The sequence below is a fragment of the Microbacterium sp. AG157 genome, assembly GCF_003385695.1.
Lineage (GTDB): Bacteria > Actinomycetota > Actinomycetes > Actinomycetales > Microbacteriaceae > Microbacterium > Microbacterium testaceum.
Map to the genome: position 1 here is coordinate 115,905 of NZ_QRDK01000003.1, position 18,633 is coordinate 134,537.

At 71.0% G+C, this 18,633-nt stretch carries 13 protein-coding genes; 7 read left to right on the plus strand and 6 right to left on the minus strand.

Annotated features, from left to right (window positions below):
• Position 1: 1 nt before the first annotated feature.
• From DEU35_RS09985 to DEU35_RS10000, 4 genes are all read left to right on the plus strand, one after another.
• Entirely contained in the window at positions 2-3,535 is a 3,534-nt protein-coding gene (locus DEU35_RS09985; RefSeq protein ID WP_116239415.1) for a PQQ-dependent sugar dehydrogenase, read from the plus strand.
• A gap of 134 nt (positions 3,536-3,669) precedes the next feature.
• Positions 3,670-4,650, plus strand: a complete 981-nt coding sequence (locus DEU35_RS09990; RefSeq protein ID WP_116239702.1) for a sugar phosphate isomerase/epimerase — start codon at positions 3,670-3,672, stop codon at positions 4,648-4,650.
• A gap of 17 nt (positions 4,651-4,667) precedes the next feature.
• Positions 4,668-5,939: a hypothetical protein gene (locus DEU35_RS09995; RefSeq protein ID WP_116239416.1), complete on the plus strand. Its 1,272-nt coding sequence runs from the start codon at positions 4,668-4,670 to the stop codon at positions 5,937-5,939.
• Between the two features lie 75 nt (positions 5,940-6,014).
• Positions 6,015-7,196, plus strand: coding sequence for an NEW3 domain-containing protein (locus DEU35_RS10000; protein ID WP_116239417.1), 1,182 nt, complete (start codon positions 6,015-6,017; stop codon positions 7,194-7,196).
• 288 nt (positions 7,197-7,484) lie between these two features.
• On the opposite strand, the gene DEU35_RS10005 is transcribed toward DEU35_RS10000, so the two are convergent.
• The 3 genes from DEU35_RS10005 to DEU35_RS10015 all read right to left on the minus strand — a co-directional run bounded on the left by DEU35_RS10005 (position 7,485) and on the right by DEU35_RS10015 (position 11,287).
• Positions 7,485-8,666 carry an ROK family transcriptional regulator gene (locus tag DEU35_RS10005; RefSeq protein ID WP_103208612.1) on the minus strand — a complete coding sequence of 394 codons (1,182 nt, stop codon included), beginning with the start codon at positions 8,664-8,666 and terminating at the stop codon, positions 7,485-7,487.
• Positions 8,667-8,765: 99 nt separating this feature from the next.
• Positions 8,766-9,815 carry an ABC transporter permease gene (locus tag DEU35_RS10010; protein ID WP_103208353.1) on the minus strand — a complete coding sequence of 350 codons (1,050 nt, stop codon included), beginning with the start codon at positions 9,813-9,815 and terminating at the stop codon, positions 8,766-8,768.
• Positions 9,812-11,287, minus strand: a complete 1,476-nt coding sequence (locus tag DEU35_RS10015; RefSeq protein ID WP_103208351.1) for a sugar ABC transporter ATP-binding protein — start codon at positions 11,285-11,287, stop codon at positions 9,812-9,814. The genes DEU35_RS10010 and DEU35_RS10015 overlap by 4 nt, the downstream gene beginning before the upstream one ends.
• A 299-nt stretch (positions 11,288-11,586) precedes the next feature.
• Between DEU35_RS10015 and DEU35_RS10020 the strand changes: the two genes are divergently transcribed.
• From DEU35_RS10020 to DEU35_RS10030, 3 genes are all read left to right on the plus strand, one after another.
• Positions 11,587-12,636 (plus strand): substrate-binding domain-containing protein, encoded by a 1,050-nt coding sequence (locus tag DEU35_RS10020; protein WP_103208348.1) that lies wholly within the window; start codon positions 11,587-11,589, stop codon positions 12,634-12,636.
• A gap of 90 nt (positions 12,637-12,726) precedes the next feature.
• Entirely contained in the window at positions 12,727-13,917 is a 1,191-nt protein-coding gene (locus DEU35_RS10025) for a Gfo/Idh/MocA family protein (protein ID WP_103208610.1), read from the plus strand.
• A 38-nt stretch (positions 13,918-13,955) separates the two neighbouring features.
• Positions 13,956-14,960 carry a sugar phosphate isomerase/epimerase gene (locus tag DEU35_RS10030; RefSeq protein WP_116239418.1) on the plus strand — a complete coding sequence of 335 codons (1,005 nt, stop codon included), beginning with the start codon at positions 13,956-13,958 and terminating at the stop codon, positions 14,958-14,960.
• A 243-nt stretch (positions 14,961-15,203) separates the two neighbouring features.
• On the opposite strand, the gene DEU35_RS10035 is transcribed toward DEU35_RS10030, so the two are convergent.
• The 3 genes from DEU35_RS10035 to DEU35_RS10045 are packed head-to-tail and all read right to left on the minus strand — an operon-like array spanning position 15,204 to position 18,633.
• Positions 15,204-16,586 carry a nucleotide pyrophosphatase/phosphodiesterase family protein gene (locus DEU35_RS10035; protein ID WP_116239419.1) on the minus strand — a complete coding sequence of 461 codons (1,383 nt, stop codon included), beginning with the start codon at positions 16,584-16,586 and terminating at the stop codon, positions 15,204-15,206.
• Complete coding sequence (eboE, locus tag DEU35_RS10040; protein WP_116239420.1) at positions 16,583-17,746, minus strand: metabolite traffic protein EboE; 1,164 nt, start codon at positions 17,744-17,746, stop codon at positions 16,583-16,585. The genes DEU35_RS10035 and eboE overlap by 4 nt, the downstream gene beginning before the upstream one ends.
• Positions 17,747-17,748: 2 nt before the next feature.
• A complete protein-coding gene (locus tag DEU35_RS10045) occupies positions 17,749-18,633 on the minus strand; it encodes a TatD family hydrolase (protein WP_116239421.1) in 885 nt (294 codons plus the stop codon).

Here is an 18,633-nt window from a genome sequence, read left to right on the forward strand (position 1 = left end):
GATGAACTCTACTTCTCGGCATCCGGTCGTCCGGTCCCGGTTGACGGCGGTCCTCGCGGCCACCGCGCTGGGCCTGGGCGCCATCGCCGCAGCGCCCGTCCCCGCCTTCGCGCACGACGGGCACGACCACGGCACGACCGACCCCGGGGGCGACCACGGCGACCCCACCGACCCCGGCACCCCCGACCCCGGCGACACCGGCGAGAACGGCGGCGCTCTGGACTGGAGCAACTACGAGCGCGTGCTGCTGACCAAGGACGTGGGCGAGCCCATCGACCTCGCGGTCCTGCCCGACAAGCGCGTGCTGCACACCGCCCGCAACGGCGACGTGCGCCTGACCGACCCGGCGACGGGCGTCACGCGCGTCACCAACACGCTCGACGTCTACGCCAACTCCGAGGACGGCCTGCAGACGGTCGCCCTCGACCCGAACTTCGCCGAGAACAACTGGGTGTACCTCGTGTACTCCCCGCGCGACGCGGACGGCGACGGCGTGGCCGACACCCCGGCGGGCAACTCCCCCAACACGCTCCCCGCGGGCGCCGACGAGTCGTACTGGGACCAGTGGGTCGGCGTGAACCGTCTCGCCCGCTTCCAGTGGAACGGAGACGCCCTCGACCTCGCGAGCGAGCAGGTCGTCCTCGACGTCGAGGTCCAGCGCGGGCAGTGCTGCCACGTCGGTGCCGACATCGGCTTCGACGGCGACGGCAACCTCTACCTGAGCACGGGCGACAACACCCCGGCATCCACCCCGGGAGCCAACGGCTTCGCGCCCAACAACGACGCCCCCGGTTACAACCCCGGCTTCGACTCGCGCCGCGGCGCCGGCAACACCAACGACCTGCGCGGCAAGATCCTGCGCATCCACGTCGAGGACGACGGCTCGTACACGATCCCCGAGGGCAACCTCTTCGCCCCCGGAACCGAGCTCACCCGCCCCGAGATCTTCGTGATGGGCGTGCGCAACCCCTTCCGCATCGAGGTCGACATCGAGACCAACTCGCTGTCGTGGGGCGACTACGGCCCCGACGCGACGAAGGCCGTCGCCGAGACCGCGGGCCGCGGACCCATGGGCCTGGTGGAGTGGAACGCCATCAGCCTCGACGAGCCGCAGAACGCCGGCTGGCCCTACGTGCACGCCGACAACCAGGCGTACAACGACTGGGACTTCGCCACGGCGACGCCGGGTGCGTTCTTCGACCCGGACAACCTCAAGAACGAGTCGCGGTGGAACACCGGTCTCACCGATCTTCCCCCCGCGCAGCCCGCGACCCTCTGGTACGGCGACAACCCCGGCGACCAGCCGTGGGACGAGCTGGTGAACTTCGGAGCCGGTAACGGCCAGGGCCCCATGGGCGGCCCCGTCTACCACTACGACGAGAACAACCCCTCGCCCACGAAGCTCCCCCAGCACTGGGACCGCAAGGCGTTCATGGGCGAGTTCTCGCAGGACTACATCGCCGCGTTCACGCTCGACTGGGACACCTTCGAGGTCAGCGCGATCGAGGACTTCCTGCCCAACGCCGCTCTGAGCACCCTCGGTCAGCCGCCGCACGACAACCCCATGGACATGGAGATCGGGCCCGACGGCTCGATGTACGTGCTCGACTACGGCGACGGCTTCTTCCGCGCGAACCCCGATGCAGGCCTGTACCGCATCGACTACGTGGCCGGGAACAAGTCGCCCCAGGCGCGCTTCACCGCGACGCCCACCTCGTCGTCGCAGGCGCCCCTGACCGTCGAGTTCGACGCGTCGACCTCGACCGACCCCGACGGAGACACCCTCACCTACGAGTGGGACTTCGACGGCGACGGGGACTACGACGCCACCGGCGTCACCGCGTCGTACACGTACACCGAGCTGGGCAACTACAGCGCTCGCCTGCGCGTGTCCGACCCGGGTGGACGCTTCGGCCTGACCTCGCGCACCATCTCGGTGGGCAACCAGGCACCCGAGGTGACCGTGGCCTTCCCCGGCAACGGCGCGTTCTTCGACTGGGGTCAGGCGATCCCCTTCCAGGTGACGACGACGGATGCCGAGGACGGCGACGCCACGGACTGCTCGCGCGTGACGTGGACCTACGGTCTCGGCCACGACGAGCACGCCCACCCCGAGGTCTCGGGCACGGGCTGCACCGGCGTCTTCCGCACCGACCCGAACTCGCCCGAGCACGGCCCCGGCGCCCTGCTCTACGGCGCGGTCGTGGTCACCTACACCGACGCGGGCGCCAACGGACTGCCGGCGGCCACGGGCGAGGCGACCGTTCGCCTGAACCCCAAGCTGCAGCAGGCCGAGCACGCGATCCGCCGCGAGGGCGTCACGACGTACGCCGACGCCGGCGCCTCGGGCGGAAACGCCGTCCGCGGCCTCGGAGCGGGCGACTTCCTCGCCTTCGACCCGGTGAACTTCGCCGGGATCGACGGCGCCGTGGTCCGCGCGAGCGGTGCGGGAGAGGTGCAACTGCGCTGGGGCGCGGCCGACGCCGAGCCCTTCGCGACCGCCACCATCCCCGCGGGGAACGGCTGGCAGGACGTCGAGATCGCCCTCGACGCCCCCGAGGGCACCGGAGCGCTCTACGTCACCTCGGCCGACGAACTCGCCGTCGATGCGCTGACGATGGTCGGCGACGGCGTCGGAGACGTCACACCCCCGACGGTCGCGCACACGCTGGCCCCCGCCACCCCCACGGGTGTCGGCGGCGTGTTCAACGAGCCGGTGCGTTTCTCGGTGCAGGCCGCCGACAACGGCACGCTCGCGAGCGTCGAGTACTCCCGCGACAAAGGCGCGACCTGGGTGACCCTCGCGGCGAACCAGCAGTACGGGGTCACGTTCGACCAGGACGGCGCCTACGACATCCGCTACCGCGCCACCGACACCGGCGGCAACGTCTCGGAGCTCGGTTCGGTCTCGTTCACGATCGACCTCGACGCTCCCGATGAGCCGACCGTCGACACCCGCACGCTCGTCTCGCTCGGCTCCCCGCGCGTCACCTACGGCGCCCCCGGCGACGTGACGGTGTCGGTGCGCGGAGAGGGCGGCGCCCCCACGGGCGAGGTCGTGCTCACGGTCGGCGAGACCGAACTCGGTCGCGCGACGCTGGACGCCGACGGCAACGCCGTCGTCGTCCTCCCGGCGGACCTCCCGGTCGGCACGCACACCCTGCGGGCCACCTACGGGGCCGACGAGACCTTCAAGGGATCGGCCGGCATCGGTCGTCTCACGGTCTCGCAGGCGAAGTCGACGACCTCGGTCGCCGTCTCGCCGACGCCGGTCAAGCCCGCCGTGGCCGCCACCGCCACGGTCCAGGTGGCCTCGTCGACGGGCATCGTCCCGACCGGCGACGCCACGGTGACGATCCGCCGCAACAACGCGGTCGTCACCACCCTCACCGGCACGCTCGGCGCAGACGGCACCGTCCAGGTGACCCTGCCCAAGCTCAGCGCGGAGGGCACCTACCAGGTGCAGGCCTCTTACACCGGTTCGACCGGGATCGCGAAGAGCAGCGGCAGCGCGACCCTGACCGTCAAGAAGTAACACCCCGGTGGGGGTCGCGCACCGCGGCCCCCACCACCCCCACGGTCGTCCCCGGCCCCGGGGCGGACCCACCTCGAAGGAGAGTCATGAGTCACCACCACGACCACGCGCACCCCACGGTGCCGGATCGGCCCATGAGCCGGCGCACCCTGCTCAAGGCCCTGGCGGCATCGTCCGTCGCCATCGGCATCGGCGCCGCCGCCATGCCCGCCGCCGCCTCGGCATCCACCGCTCTCGGCGCCCGCGCCGCGGCGGCCGCTCCCCCGGTCAGCGCCGGCAAGCGCCTCGTCCCCGTCAACCGCATCGGCATCCAGCTCTACACCGTCCGAGACAAGGTCAGCTCGCTGGGCTTCCGTGCGGTGTTCGAGGAGCTGGCTCGCATCGGCTACTCGGAGATCGAGTTCGCGGGCTACACGCAGGGAGGCGTCGGCGCCATCACCCCGCAGGAGATCCGCCAGCTGCTCGACGACAACGGCCTGCGCGCGACCGGTGCCCACGTCAACCTCACCCCGGCCAACATCGACCAGCAGCTCGAGATCGCGCACGTGCTGGGCATGCCGCACCTGGGTCAGGGCGGGCCCATCGCCGGCGGGTACGGCGGACCCCTCGCCAAGGATGCCTGGATGCAGGCCATCGGCACGTGGAACCAGATGGGCGAGAAGGGGCGCGCAGCGGGAATCAAGCTCTACCTGCACAACCACGCGCAGGAATGGGGTTTCACGACCGACACGAACGAGCGCATCTACGACCTGTACTGGGCGAACCTCAACCCCGAGACGGTGTTCTTCGAGATGGACGTCTACTGGGCGCACGTCGGAAAGCACCTGTACCCGGGGTTCGAGCCGATCGACTACATCAAGCGCGACCCCCGTCGCTTCCCGATCCTCCATCTGAAGGACGGCAAGCTCAACCCGAGCAGCGCCAACGGGTACGACATCGTCGAGTTCGGCGCCGGGAACATCGATTACACGGCGTTCCTGTCGCAGCTGCGCGACCGCGGCCAGCGCTTCGGCATGTTCGAACAGGACAACGCCTCCACGGTGCCGGTCAACCCCGGTGACTCGCTCGCCAACGCCGACCGCAGCTACGACAACATCGCAGCCCTGCGCGGCTGAGCGACGAGGAAGAACCGATGAACAGAATCACGAAACTCACCACCGTCGGACTCCTCGTCATCGGGGGCAGCGTCGTCGCCGTCCCCGCGTACGCGGCCGACCTCACCTGCACCGACGACCTGGGCAGCCAGACCGTCTCGGGAAACCTGATCGTCCCCGGCGGAGCGGACTGCGTCCTGGGCGGAGCGACCGTCGAAGGCGACATCGTCGTCGAGGCGGGCGGGTGGCTGGATGCCACCTCGGTCACCGTCACCGGAGACGTCGTCGCCACCGACGCGTACGGCGTCTCGCTCGACGGCACGAGCGTCGCCGGCGACATCAGCGCCTACTCCGCCGACACCACGGTGGGCTTCCTCTACGTCAACGACCTGAAGGTCGGGGGCTCGGTGGAGGCCGGCGGCATCGACGTGGAGGTCGTCGACAGCGCGATCTCGGGCTCGCTTCTCACCCAGCGGGCGAACTACGTCGACGTCGTGCGCTCCTCGGTCGGCGCCGATGTGTCGGTCGACGGCTCGGGCTGGGGTGTGTCGATGACGGGAGCCGTCGTCAAGGGCGACGTCACCGTGAGCGGCAGCTCGCGCGACGTGCTGATCGGCGCCACCGCCGACGGCGGCTCCGACGCGTTCGCCAACTCGATCGGCGGGAATCTCTCGCTCACCGGGAACACCGCGAACCTGCGCGTGGCGAACACCACGGTGTACGGGGCTCTCGCACTCGACGGCAACTCCCCCGCCGCCGCGTTCGGTGCGGGCGTCCGCGCCGGTTCGACCACGGGCGACTACACGGGTGAGGCGCCGACCGCGCCTCCTGCCGGTGACCAGGCCATCGCGGTGACGGTTCCCGACCAGGGCTCGGGCGAGCTCACGTGGTCGATCGAGGGCACCTCGCGCCTGGTCGACCTGGGAGTGGCGACCGAGAACCTCGACCACTACGCCGCCTCCGGTGAGATCGTGCCGATCCGCGTGCAGGACACGCGGGCCGGCAACCCCGGGTGGTCGCTGACCGCTCAGGTGTCGAACTTCACCGCCGGCGGCCAGGAAGTGTCGAGCAAGTACCTCGGCTGGACGCCCGAGGTCCTCGAGACGCAGGGCGGTGCCGTCGCCGGCGCTCCCGTGCCCTCCGGCTTCGACAGCGGCCAGGGCCTGTCGGTCGCCCGCACCCTCGCTCAGGCGAACGACGGCCACGAGCGCGGCTCCTCGCTCGTGGGCGCCGACCTGGATCTCAAGCTCCCGCTCGAGACCCCCCGCGGTACCTACACCGCGACCGTGACGCTGACCGCCCTCAGCTGATCCCCCCTCCTGCCGGGGTCGCGCTCCCCGAGAACGCGGCCCCGGCGGGACCCCTTCCACACGAAAGCCACGCCCATGTCCCCGGCGAAGACCTCCCCCCGTTCCCTCCGTATTCTCGTGTCGTTCCTCGCCGGCCTCGCGCTGCTGCTGGGAACCCCCGTCGCCGCCTCCGCGGCCGCCGCTCCTTCCGCCGAGACCACGGTGACGTGGAGCGTCAAGCCCGCCGACACCGCGCAAGGGCGCGACCGGCCCAACTACGCGTACGACCTGCTGCCCGGGGGCACGGTCGGCGACGCCCTGTACGTCGCCAACCGCAGCCCCCAGCCGATCACCCTGCGCGTCTACGCCGCGGACGGCTTCCTCACCGAAGACGGAGCCCTCGACATCCTCGCCGGAGGCGCGGAGTCCACCGACCTCGGCAGCTGGGTCTCGATCGAATCGTCCGAGCTCACCCTCGACAGTGGCGCGAGCGCCGAGGTGCCCTTCACCGTCGCCGTCCCCGCCGACGCAGCTCCCGGCGACTACGCCGCCGGCATCGTGGCATCCATGCTCGTCACCGCCGACAACGGCACCGTCACCGAACGCCGTCTCGGCTCGCGCGTGCACCTGCGCGTGCAGGGCGACCTCGCCCCCTCTCTCGCCGTGGGCGAGGTGGCCGTCGACTACCACGGCACCGCGAACCCCGCCGAGGCCGGCTCCGCCACCGTCACCTACACCCTGACCAACACCGGCAACACCCGCCTCGACCCGAACGTCGAGGTCGCCCTGGGCGGTCCCTTCGGCTGGGCGCGCGTGACCGCGGCCGACGACGCCCCCGAGCTGCTCCCCGGCAGCTCGCTGGAGCGCACCGTCGAGGTCGCCGGGGTCGTGCCCCTCGTGCTGCTCTCGGCCGATGTGACGGCGACCTCGCAGGTGGTCTCGCGCACGCTCGCCGGCGCCGAGCCCTCCACCCTCGACCCCCTCGTCTCGCAGGGCGCCGCCGCCACCGCCGCCGTGCCGTGGACCGCGCTCGCGATCCTCGCCGTCATCGTCCTGCTCGTCGCCTGGCGCATCGTCGCGGCCCGGCGCCGCAGGGCCGCTCACGCGCGCGAGATCGCCGCCGCGGTGGCCGCCGCGCGGGCGGATGCCGCGGGGACGGATGCCGACGCGGACGCGGACGCCGGTCGCGAGACGGTGCCCGCGGGTGCCGTCGCCGAACCCGGTTCATCGAACGACGACGTCGGCCCCGCGACCCGCGCCTCGCGCCGGTCGCCCTGAGACCCGCTCGCGGCGTGGAGAGGGACACTCCGCGCCGCGAGCGACCCACGACGCCCGTCGTGCTGCGGCACGGTGGGCGTTGTTCGTGCCGCGGGCCCGCGTGCCGCGCGCACGACAGCGGACTCCACGCGATACGCCGGGTCGCCGGCATCCGGAACCGACGTGTCAGGGGAACACTCCGCCGCTGGGTACGGGGCACCGGGGCCCACGGACCGTCGCGACCCGCGGCGAGCGCGGCGCGCTCGACAGCGGACTCCACCGCGATCCGCGGCGCCCCGCCCGCGCGGGTCAGGCGCGTAGGAACGCGGCGTTCAGCGACTCGGGCGCCAGGGCGTGCTCGACGGCGAGCATGCTCGCGCCGATGACGGCGGCCTTCTCGGCGGCGACCGACTGCACGATCGACAGGTATTCGGTGGCGAGGGGCGTGGAGCGGGTGTAGACGACCTCGCGGACTCCCGCGATGAGGTGCTCGCCGACGCGGGCCATGGAGCCGCCGATCGCGATGACCGAGGGGTTCATGAGGCTCACGCAGGTGGTGAGCACCTCGCCGATGTCGCGGCCCGCCTGACGCACGGCCTGGATCGCGTCGATGTTGCCGCGCTTGACGAGGTCGACCACGTCGGAGCCGGTGTGGGCCTCGATCCCCTGCGCGCGCAGGGCACGGGCGATGGCGGGGCCGGATGCCAGGGCCTCGAGGCACCCGCGATTGCCGCACTGGCACGGGATGTCGGCGCCGCGCGCGACCTGGACGTGGCCGATGTCGCCGGCGATTCCCTGGGCGCCGCGCTGCAGGTGGCCGTCGGAGATGATGCCGGTGCCGATACCGGTGGCCACCTTCACGAACATGAAGTGGTCGACCGCGGGCCAGGCGATGCTGCGTTCGCCCAGGGCCATGATGTTGACGTCGTTGTCGACGAGGACCGGGACGGGCATGTGCTGGTAGATCCAGCCCGGAATGTCGAAGCGATCCCAGCCGGGCATGATCGGGGGGTTCACCGGCTGGCCGGTGGAGTGCTCGACGGGCCCCGGAACGCCGATGCCCATCGCGGCGACGTCGGAGGCCGAACGACCGGACTCGGTCAGCAGCGCGGTCGCCGTCTCGACGAGCCAGGTCAGCACGGGCTCGGGGCCGGTGGCGATGTCGATCTCGCCGGTGCGCTCGCTGAGCACCTTGCCGGTGAGGTCGGCGATCGCGACGGTCGCGTGCGACGCACCGAGGTCGACGGCGACGACGACCTTGGCCGCGGGGTTGATGGCGAACTGCGACGGGGGTCGACCGCCGGTGGACACCGCGTCGGCGACGGGGGTGATGAGGCCCATCCGCATGAGCTCGTCGACGCGGACGGCGACGGTCGATCGGGCGAGGCCAGTCGACTTGGCCAACTCCGCTCGCGTACGCGGTACGCCGTCTCGCAGCAGCTGGAACAACTGGCTCACGCCATTGACCGACTGCACGGAATCTGTCGTCATCCTCTTCACGCCCTCAGTACACCATTAGTAGCAATGCATTCCATCCACATGCCGACGGCGACTACGCGAATCACGCAGCCGCCGTCGGCATAAGTGTCGTCAGCCCCGTCCCGGGGGACGGGAGAAGCGCTGCTGCAGGAGCACCGCGACCACGATGATGACACCTTTCGCCACCGCCTGGACGGAAGACGAGAGATTGTTCTGGATGAACACGTTCGACAACGTCGCGAAGATGAGGACGCCGAACACCGTACCGGTGATCGTGCCCCGGCCGCCGACGAGCAGCGTGCCGCCCACGACGACCGCCGCGATGGCATCCAACTCGTAGAGCTGACCGTGCGTGGACGTGCCGGCCGTGGTGCGGCCGAGGATCATGACGGCCGCGATTCCCGCGCACAGACCCGTGATGGCGTAGAGCCACATCGTGTGGCGGCGCACGTCGATGCCGGCGAGGCGCGCGGCCTCGCGATTGCCGCCGACGGCCACGGTGCGCCGACCGAAGGTCGTGCGGTTCAAGAGCACCCAGCCGAGGGCCGCGACGATCGCGAAGATCCAGATGAGGATGTCGACGCCGAGGATGTCGGCGTTCATGAAGGTGATGAAGCCGCGGTCCTGCACGACGAGCGTGCGACGCTCGGCGAGGATCTCGGCCAGGCCTCGGGCACCAACGAGCATCGCGAGGGTGGCCATGAACGCCACGACGTTCCCGTAGGCGATGACGATGCCGTTGATGAGGCCCGCACCGACCCCCACCGCGAGCGCGATGACGACCATGACGCTCCAGTGCAGGTTGTCGGCGAGATCCTGGACCGCGGCGAGGGTCGCGACGACCGAGGCGAGGCCCATGACGGAGCCGACCGAAAGGTCGATGCCGCCCGCGATGATCACGAGGGTCATGCCGATGCTGATGACGCCGATGATCGAGGCCTGGCGGAGGATGACGAGCAGGTTGTCGACGCTGGTGAACGATCCGGGAGCGGTGACGGCGCCGACGATCACGATCACGAGCAGCGCGACGACGAGGCCGATGTTGCGACCGGCCGAGCCGGAGAGGAACCGGCGCCAGGCCGGCGCGGGAGCCGGAGCCGCGACAGCCCCGGTCTCTGTGGGGACCGTGCGCGCACGGGTCGGGGTGGTCTGCTCGCTCACGCGGCGGATCCTTTCATGACGAGATCGAGCACGCCGTGCTCGTCGATCTGGTGGGAGGGGAGGGTGCTCAGGATGCGGCCGTCGGCGACGACGAGGACGACGTCGGCGAGGCCGAGCACCTCTTCGATCTCGCTGGAGACGACGACGACGGCGTTGCCCGCGGCGGCGAGATCGCGGATGAGGGCGTAGATCTCGGCGCGAGCGCCGACGTCGACGCCGCGGGTGGGTTCGTCGAGCAGCAGCACCTCGGTGCCGTGCACGAGCCAGCGCGCGAGGAGGATCTTCTGCTGGTTGCCGCCGGACAGGGTGCGGGCGGGACGATCGGGGTCGGCGGGACGCAGTTCGAAGGCGTCGATCTGCTCCCGGGCGATCTTGCGGGCGGCGCGGTCGTCGAGGAAGCCGCCCTTGGCGAAGCGCTTCATCGAGGCGAGGGCGATGTTGACGAAGATCGGCTCGTCGAGGACGAGGCCCTGACTCTTGCGCTCCTCGGGGGACAGACCGATGCCGGCGTGCACGGCGGCTCGCACCGATCCGCGCGAGAGTGTCTTCTCGCGCACGCGCACGGTACCCGCGGTCGCGCGTCGGGCCCCGTAGACGGTCTCGAGGATCTCGGATCGACCCGAGCCGACCAGTCCCGCCAGCCCCACGACCTCGCCGGCGCGCACCGAGAACGACACGTCGGAGAAGACCCCGTCCAGGCCCAGGCCCTGCACGTCGAGCACGACCGGAGCATCGGATGCCACGGGCACGCGCTCCGGGAAGACGTTGGCGACCTCGCGCCCGGTCATGAGCCGAATGAGCTCCGCCTTGGGGGTGTCGGCGGCGGAGAGGCCGACCGCGGTGGTGCGTCCGTCTTTCAGGACGGTGATGCGGTCGCCGATCTCGCGGATCTCTTCGAGGCGGTGCGTGATGTAGACCACGGCGATGCCGGCGGCGGTCAGTTCGCGCACGACCGCGAAGAGGTTCTTGACCTCTTCGGTGTCGAGCACGGCCGAGGGCTCGTCCATGATGATGAGCTTGATGTCGTGCGACAGGGCGCGGGCCATGCTCACGATCTGCTTGTTCGCGGCGCTGAGCGAGCCCACCTCGGTGTTCGGTGAGAGGGTGGCGTGGCCGAGGCGTCGCAGCAGCTCCTTCGTCTGGCGGGCGGCCTCGGCGCGCTGCGTGAAGCCGCCGCGGGCGAGTTCGTGGCCCAGGAAGATGTTCTCGGCGATGGTGAGGCCGTCGACGACGTCGAGTTCCTGGTACATCGTCGCGATGCCGAGCTCGATGGCCGCGTCGGGGTCGGCGATCTCGACGCTCTCACCGAGCCAGACGATCTCGCCCTCGTCGGGGCGGTGCACTCCCGCGAGCGTCTTGATGAGAGTCGACTTGCCCGCGCCGTTCTGGCCCAGCACGCAGTGCACCTCTCCGGCGACGATGTCGAGATCGACACCGCGCAGGGCGCGAACGCCGGCGAAGGACTTGGTCACGCCTCGGACGGTGAGTAATGACGACTGATGGTCAACTTTGATCACGCGGCGAACATAACACGCCGCCTCGTCGTCGCGCGACCCGAATCAGGCCCGCGAGCTCTCGCCGGCCTCCCGCGTGCACGCGATCCACTTCCCCGCGGAAAGACGTCGTGGCCGGACTTATGCAGATTAAAAAACAAAAGATGCTCATCTGGACGACACTTCTGCTAGCTTGAGCCGCGTCAGAGTGGACCCTTCCTTCCGGAATGACCCGGGGCCGCGATGACCCCAGCTGCATCACATTTCAAGGAGGAAACATGCGCTCACAGTGGAAGTCGCGTTCGCGACTCGTCCTGACCGGCATCGCCGTCGTCGCCTCGGTCGGCCTGCTCGCCGGTTGCACCGGTTCGGGCGGCGACAACGACAGCATCGTCGGCCAGGGCACCACGACCGAGGAGAACGCCGCCACGGGCGACACCGTCACCATCGGCTTCTCCGGCCCCGCCGCCGACCACGGTTGGCTCGGCGCCATCAACTCCGGTGCGCTCGCCGCCGCCGAGAGCTTCCCCGACGTCGACCTGAAGGTCGCCGAGGGCACGAACGACGTCAACGCGCAGATCGCCGCTGTCGAGACGTTCATCAACGACGGCGTGGACGCCATCGTGCTCCTGCCGAGCGACGGCGCCGCGCTCACCGAGGTCGCGATCAAGGCGATGAACGCGGGCATCCCGGTCATCAACGTCGACCGCGAGTTCTCGAGCCCCTTCGCCGCTCGTTCGACGATCCTCGGCGACAACTACGGCATGGGCGTCAGCGCCGGCACCTACATCTGCGAGCAGCTCGAGGGCAACAGCAACGCCATCGTCGGCGAGATCGCGGGCATCGACTCGCTGCCCCTCACCCAGGACCGCTCCGCGGGCTTCGCCGACGCTCTGTCGGACTGCGGCCTCAAGGTCGGGCCGCGCGTCGCCGCGGACTTCACCGTGCAGGGCGGCGAGGCCTCGACCTCGCAGCTGCTGTCGGCCAACCCGAAGATCGACGCTCTGTGGAACCACGACGACGACCAGGGCATCGGCGTGCTCGCGGCCATCACGGCGGCCGGTCGCGACGAGTTCCTCATGGTGGGCGGCGCGGGCAGCCGGAACGCGATGGAGTCCATCCAGGCCGACGACAGTGTGCTGAAGGCGACGGTCATCTACCCGTCGACGCAGGCCGCCGACGGCATCGCGCTGGCACGCCTCATCGCCCAGGGCAAGACCGCGGGAGACCTCATCACGCCCAGCGTTCCCAACCGCATCGTGTTGGACGCCCCCGTGGTGACGAAGGACAACGTCGCGTCCTTCATCGACCTCGCGTTCCAGTCCTGACCGATCCGGGGCGTCCGCGTTCATCGCGGGCGCCCCGTCCCTCGTCCCCCAGAGAAAGACCTCATCGTGACCCAGCCCCTTCGCATCGCCATGATCGGTGCGGGATTCATGGGCGCCGCGCATTCCCAGGGATGGCGCGTCGCCCCTCGTTTCTTCGACCTCCCCCTCGCCCCCGAGATGAGCGTGCTCGTCGGGCGCGACATCGCCCGCACACGGGCGGCCGCCGACACCTGGGGCTGGCTCGAGAGTGCGACCGACTGGCGCGAGGTCATCCACCGCTCCGACATCGACGTCGTCGACATCGTGACGCCCGGCGACTCGCACGCCGAGATCGCCATCGCCGCCCTCGCCGCCGGCAAGCACGTCATCTGCGAGAAGCCCCTCGCCAACACCGTCGATGAAGCCCGCCGCATGGCCGAAGCCGCCGCGGCCGCGTCCGCCAGCGGCATCCGTTCCATGGTCGGCTTCACCTATCGGCGGCTTCCGGCCACCACCTTCGCTCGCGACCTCGTCGCCGCCGGGCGCCTCGGCGACATCCGCCAGGTGCGCGCCGAGTACCTGCAGGACTGGCTGAGCGACGCCGAGGCCCCGCTCACGTGGCGCCTGCAGAAGGACCGCGCCGGCTCCGGTGCCCTCGGCGACATCGGCGCCCATGCCGTCGACCTCACCGAGTTCATGACCGGGCAGCGGGTGACCCGCGTCGCCGGCATCCTCGAGACGATCGTCGCCGAGCGTCCCGTCCTCGCCTCCTCGTCCGGCCTCTCGGGGTCGGCGGGCACCGAGCGCGGATCCGTCACCGTCGACGACCTCGCCCTCTTCACCGGCCGCCTCGAGAGCGGCGCCCTCGCCTCGTTCGAGGCCTCGCGCTTCCGCCTGGGCCGCAAGAACGCCCTGCGCATCGAGATCGCGGGTTCGCTCGGCTCCCTGTCGTTCGACCTCGAGAGCCCGAACGAACTGCAGTTCTACGACGCCACCGCACCGTCCACCGAGCAGGGCTTCCGTCGAATCCTCGTCACCGAACCCGAGCACCCCTACGTCGCGGCGTGGTGGCCCACCGGCCACATGCTCGGCTACGAGCACGGCTTCTCGCACCAGGCGAAGGACTTCGTCGAAGCTGTCGCCGCGGGCACCGCACCGACCCCGTCGTTTGCCGACGGCCTGCACGTGCAGGAGGTTCTCGACGCCGTCGCACGCAGCTCCGAGAGCGAGGGCGTGTGGACCGGGGTCGACGCCGATCTCGCCGCCGCCCCTGCCGCCGACCGCGCGTTCGCGGCATCCTGAACCCGATCCCGCACCCGCACCGACGAAAGGACGACGCGATGACGCGACCGATCACTCTCTTCACCGGCCAGTGGGCCGATCTGCCCTTCGAGGAGGTTGCCCGTCTCGCCGGCGAATGGGGCTACGACGGCCTCGAGATCGCCTGCTGGGGAGACCACCTCGACCCCTGGCGCTGGGACGACGAGGCCTACGTGCAGGACAAGCTCGCCGTCCTCGAGCGCAACGGCCTGAAGGTCTGGACCATCTCGAACCACCTCAAAGGACAGGTGGTCTGCGACGATCCCATCGACCAGCGACACCGCGACATCGTCTCGGACCGCGTGTGGGGCGACGGCGACCCCGAGGGCGTACGCCAGCGCGCCGCCGAGGAGCTGAAGAACACCGCGCGCCTCGCCGCCAAGCTCGGGGTGAAAACGGTCACGGGCTTCACCGGATCGAGCATCTGGAAGTACGTCGCGATGTTCCCGCCCGCCACCGCAGCGATGGTGGATGCCGGCTATCAGGACTTCGCGGACCGGTGGAACCCGATCCTCGACGTGTTCGACGAGGTCGGCGTCCGATTCGCCCACGAGGTGCACCCCTCGGAGATCGCGTACGACTACTGGACGACGAAGCGCGCGCTCGAAGCCATCGGCCACCGCGCGGCGTTCGGGCTGAACTGGGACCCCTCGCACATGGTGTGGCAGGACATCGACCCGGTCGCGTTCCTGTGGGACTTCCAGGACAAGATCTTCCACGTGCACTGCAAGGACACCAAGAAGCGACTGGGCAACGGCCGCAACGGCCGACTGTCGTCGCACCTGCCGTGGGCCGACCCGCGCCGCGGCTGGGACTTCATCTCGACCGGCCACGGCGACGTGCCCTGGGAAGACGCGTTCCGCATGCTGAACGCGATCGGCTACGACGGTCCGCTGTCGGTCGAGTGGGAGGACGCGGGCATGGACCGCCTGGTCGGAGCGCCCGAGGCGCTCGGCTTCGTGCGGAAGCTGTCGTCGTACGAGCCGTCGGGGGCGGCGTTCGACGCGGCGTTCAGCCAGCGCTGATCCGGGGGGATCGGTCGGAAGCGAAACGAGGGGCCGGATGCCATGGCATCCGGCCCCTCCGCATGTGCGGGCCGTCCCCTTCGTCAAGGCGGACGCGCGGATCGCGCGACCCGCGGGGCGGCAGGGTCGCGCGCCACCGGAACAGCGGGATGCCACCGGAGCAGGACGCATCCGCCCCGAACGACCGGTTCTCGGCGCATCCCTGTTCTCGATGCACCGCCCGCGCCGCAGGCAACCCGCGCGTCAGACGCCCAGCCCGCGCAGCACCAGGTCGCGCACGCCCGCGGCAGGCAGCGCCTCGGTGTCGGGCAGCAGGCCGGCGTCGCTCGTGACGAGCATCGGCCCGTCGCGGCGCGACGACGACAGGCGCCCATGCGTCCCCCGGACGCACGACGGATCGAGCGGCACCGTGCTCATCGCGTAGCGCAGGCCCAGCCTCTTCTTCACGAGGTTCGCCCCGGCCTTGGCCTTCGCGAGCCGGTCGGCCGGGTCGAAGAACAGCTCGGCGGGGTCGTACCCCGGCTTGCGGTGGATGTCGACGCCCCGGGCGTACTCGGGCGCGCGGTCGTCGTCGAGCCAGAAGTAGTAGGTGAACCACGCCCCGGGCTCGGCCACGACGACCAGTTCGCCCGACCGCTCGTGGTCGAGGCCGTACCGCGCCTGCGCCTCGCGATCGAGCACCTCATCGACGCCCTCGAGCCCGCGCAACAGTGCCGTGACGCGCGGGAGGTCGGCGGCATCCGGAACGTACACGTGAGCGACCTGATGGTCGGCGACGGCGAACGCCCGTGAGGTCCAGGGGTCGAGCTGCTCGCGACCGTCCTGCACGTAGACCTCGAGCAGCCCGTCGCGGCGGAGGGCGCGGTTGATGTCGACCGGTCGGGACGCCTGCTCGATGCCGTACTCCGACACCGCGACGACCGTGTAGCCGCGCTCGGCCGCGTCGTCGAGCAGCGGGGCGATCGCGTCGTCGAGTTCGCGGGCCGCGCGGGCGGCTTCGGCGCCGTTCGGCCCGAAGCGCTGCAGGTCGTAGTCGAGGTGCGGCAGGTACGCCATCGCCAGGTCGGGCGCCGGACCCCACCGCTCGGTGATGACGCCGCGCGTCGCCTCGGCGAGCCACGCGCTGCTCTGGATGGTCGCGGTCGGCCCCCAGTACTGGAACAGCGGGAACTCCCCCAGCGCCCCCACGAGCTGGTCGTGCAGGGCCGCCGGTCGCACGTAGGCGTCGGGGCTCTTCCGCCCGTCGGCGTGGTAGATCGGGCGCGGCGTCACGGTGATGTCGGTCGTCGCCCCCATCGCGAACCACCAGCCGAGGTTGGCGGTCGTCAGCTCGGGGCGCGAGCGGCGGGCGGTCTCCCACACCTTCTCGCCCGCGACGAGCTTGTTGTGCTGGCGCCACAGCAGCGGGTCGCCGAGACCGCGGAAGTGCCAGCCGTTGCCGACGATCCCGTGCTCGCGCGGCATGGTGCCGGTGAGCATCGTCGATTGCACGCTGCACGTGACGGCCGGGAGGATCGTGTCGAGTCCGAGGTGGCCGCCCGCGCGACCGAGGGCGGTGAGCCGGGGCATCGCGGCGAGCGCGCGCGGCGTGAGCCCCACGATGTCCAGCAGCAGAACCTTGCTCATGCGCGGCTCCTTTCGTCGGTTCCGGATGCCGGGACCCCGGCGACGGCGCGCGGCAGGTGCGCGTGCACCCACCGCAGTTCGGCGGCGATGCCGCTGACGAGCGTCTCGGGCTGCAGGTCGTCGGGCAGTACCGACCAGGTGTAGGTCTCGACGTCGAGGTGCGCCGCGTCGCCGTGGGGCGCCGCGAGGACCGCATCGACGGCCGCGAGAAGCACCTCGGTCGTGGCGCGAAGCGGCGATGCGGGCCGGGCGTGCAGGGGGATGTGAACGTGCACGCGCCACGCGCGGTCGGTCGGCCACGGGTCGGTGGCGTCGAGCACCTCGGGCAGGTCGTCGGCCCGCCGCGTGCCCGCGGCCTCGCGCACCTGGTGCACGTAGCGCTCCTCGGCGAAGGGCCGCAGCGCCTCCGCCGTGCGGGGGTCGGCGGGATCGGGCACCTCGAGGGCGACCGAGGCCTGCACCTTGACGATCCGGATGCCGGCGGCGGTGGCCGCGGCGACTGCTCCGGCGGGGTCGGCGAACGAGACGGCGAGGTGGCAGGTGTCGAGGCACAGCCCGAGGCGCCCCTCGTGCGTGAGGTGCGGGCGCGCGTCGAGCCACGCGATCACGTCGGCGACGTCGTCGAGGATGCAGCCGGGCTCGGGCTCGATCGCGACGCGCACGGTGCGGCCGGTCTCGCGTTCGAGGGCGGCGAGGCCTTCGACCAGCCGCTCCAGGTTGTCGTGCGCGGCGCGGTCGGCCGCGGCATCCCACCCTGCTCTCCACCCGAGCGGGAGCGTCGAGATGCTCCCCTCGCCCCCGTCGGGGAGCAGGGCCGCGAGGGCGCGCGCGCAGTCCAGCGTGTACCGCAGCCGCTCGGGCGTGGTCCAGTCGGGGCGGTAGACCGCGAGCTTGACGACATCATCGTGGAACCCGCGGTACGGGAAGGCGTTCATGGTCCGCAGCTCCAGACCGTTGTGCTCGAGGGCGTCGGCGAGAACCGCCCGTGCCTGCGGGTCGTCGGAGAGGGCGGATGCCACGCCCACCGGCATCCACAGTCCGACGCCGAGGCGGTCGAGGCCCGCCGCCCGCCGGATCGGGCCCGCGTGCTCGTCGAGCTGGCGGACGATGCCCGGGAGGTCTTCGGCGGGGTGGACGTTGGTGCAGTACGACAGCTCCACCCTCAGGCCCCCTGGCGCGACGCCATGCCGCGCAGCACCGAATTGCCCTCGAACAGCTCGGGGCCCTGGTTCGCGGGGGCGAAGCCCTCGATCGGGTCGGTGTTCACACGGCCGCTCTGCGCGTAGAAGTCACGGGGATTGCGCCACAGGACGCGGTCGACGTCGTCGTCGCTGAAGCCGGCGTCGAGCATGGCGAGGCCCGTCTTCGCGGTCTTGAGCGGGTCGGAGCGGCCCCAGTCGGCCGCGGAGTTGACGATCACCCGGTCCAGGCCGATGCGCCGCATGATCGCGACCACGCGCTGTTCGTCCATCTTCGTGTCGGGGTAGATCGAGAAGCCCATCCAGGCGCCGCTGTCGGCGACCGCGTCGACGCAGGTCTCGTTGAGATGGTCGACGAGCACACGCTCCATCGCGATGCCCGACTCGGCGACCACGTCGAGCGTGCGCTGCGTGCCGACGGTCTTGTCGCGGTGCGGGGTGTGCACGAGGACGGGGAGGGCGAACTCGATGCCGAGGGCGAGGTGCTGACGGAGGATCTCGTCTTCTTCGGGGGTCATCGAGTCGTACCCGGTCTCACCGACGGCGACGACCCCGTCCTTGGCGAGGTAGGTCGGCAGCTCGGCCATCACCTCGCGGCAGCGCGCGTCGTTCGCCTCTTTGGGGTTCAACGCGATCGTGCAGTGGTGGCGGATGCCGAACTGCGCGGCGCGGAACCTCTCCCACCCGATCAGGGCGTCGAAGTAGTCGAGGAACGACCCCACGCTCGTGCGAGGTTGACCGAGCCAGAACGCCGGTTCCACGAGCGCGCGCACGCCCGCGTCGTACATGGCCTCGTAATCGTCGGTGGTGCGCGCCGACATGTGGATGTGGGGGTCGAAGATGCGCAT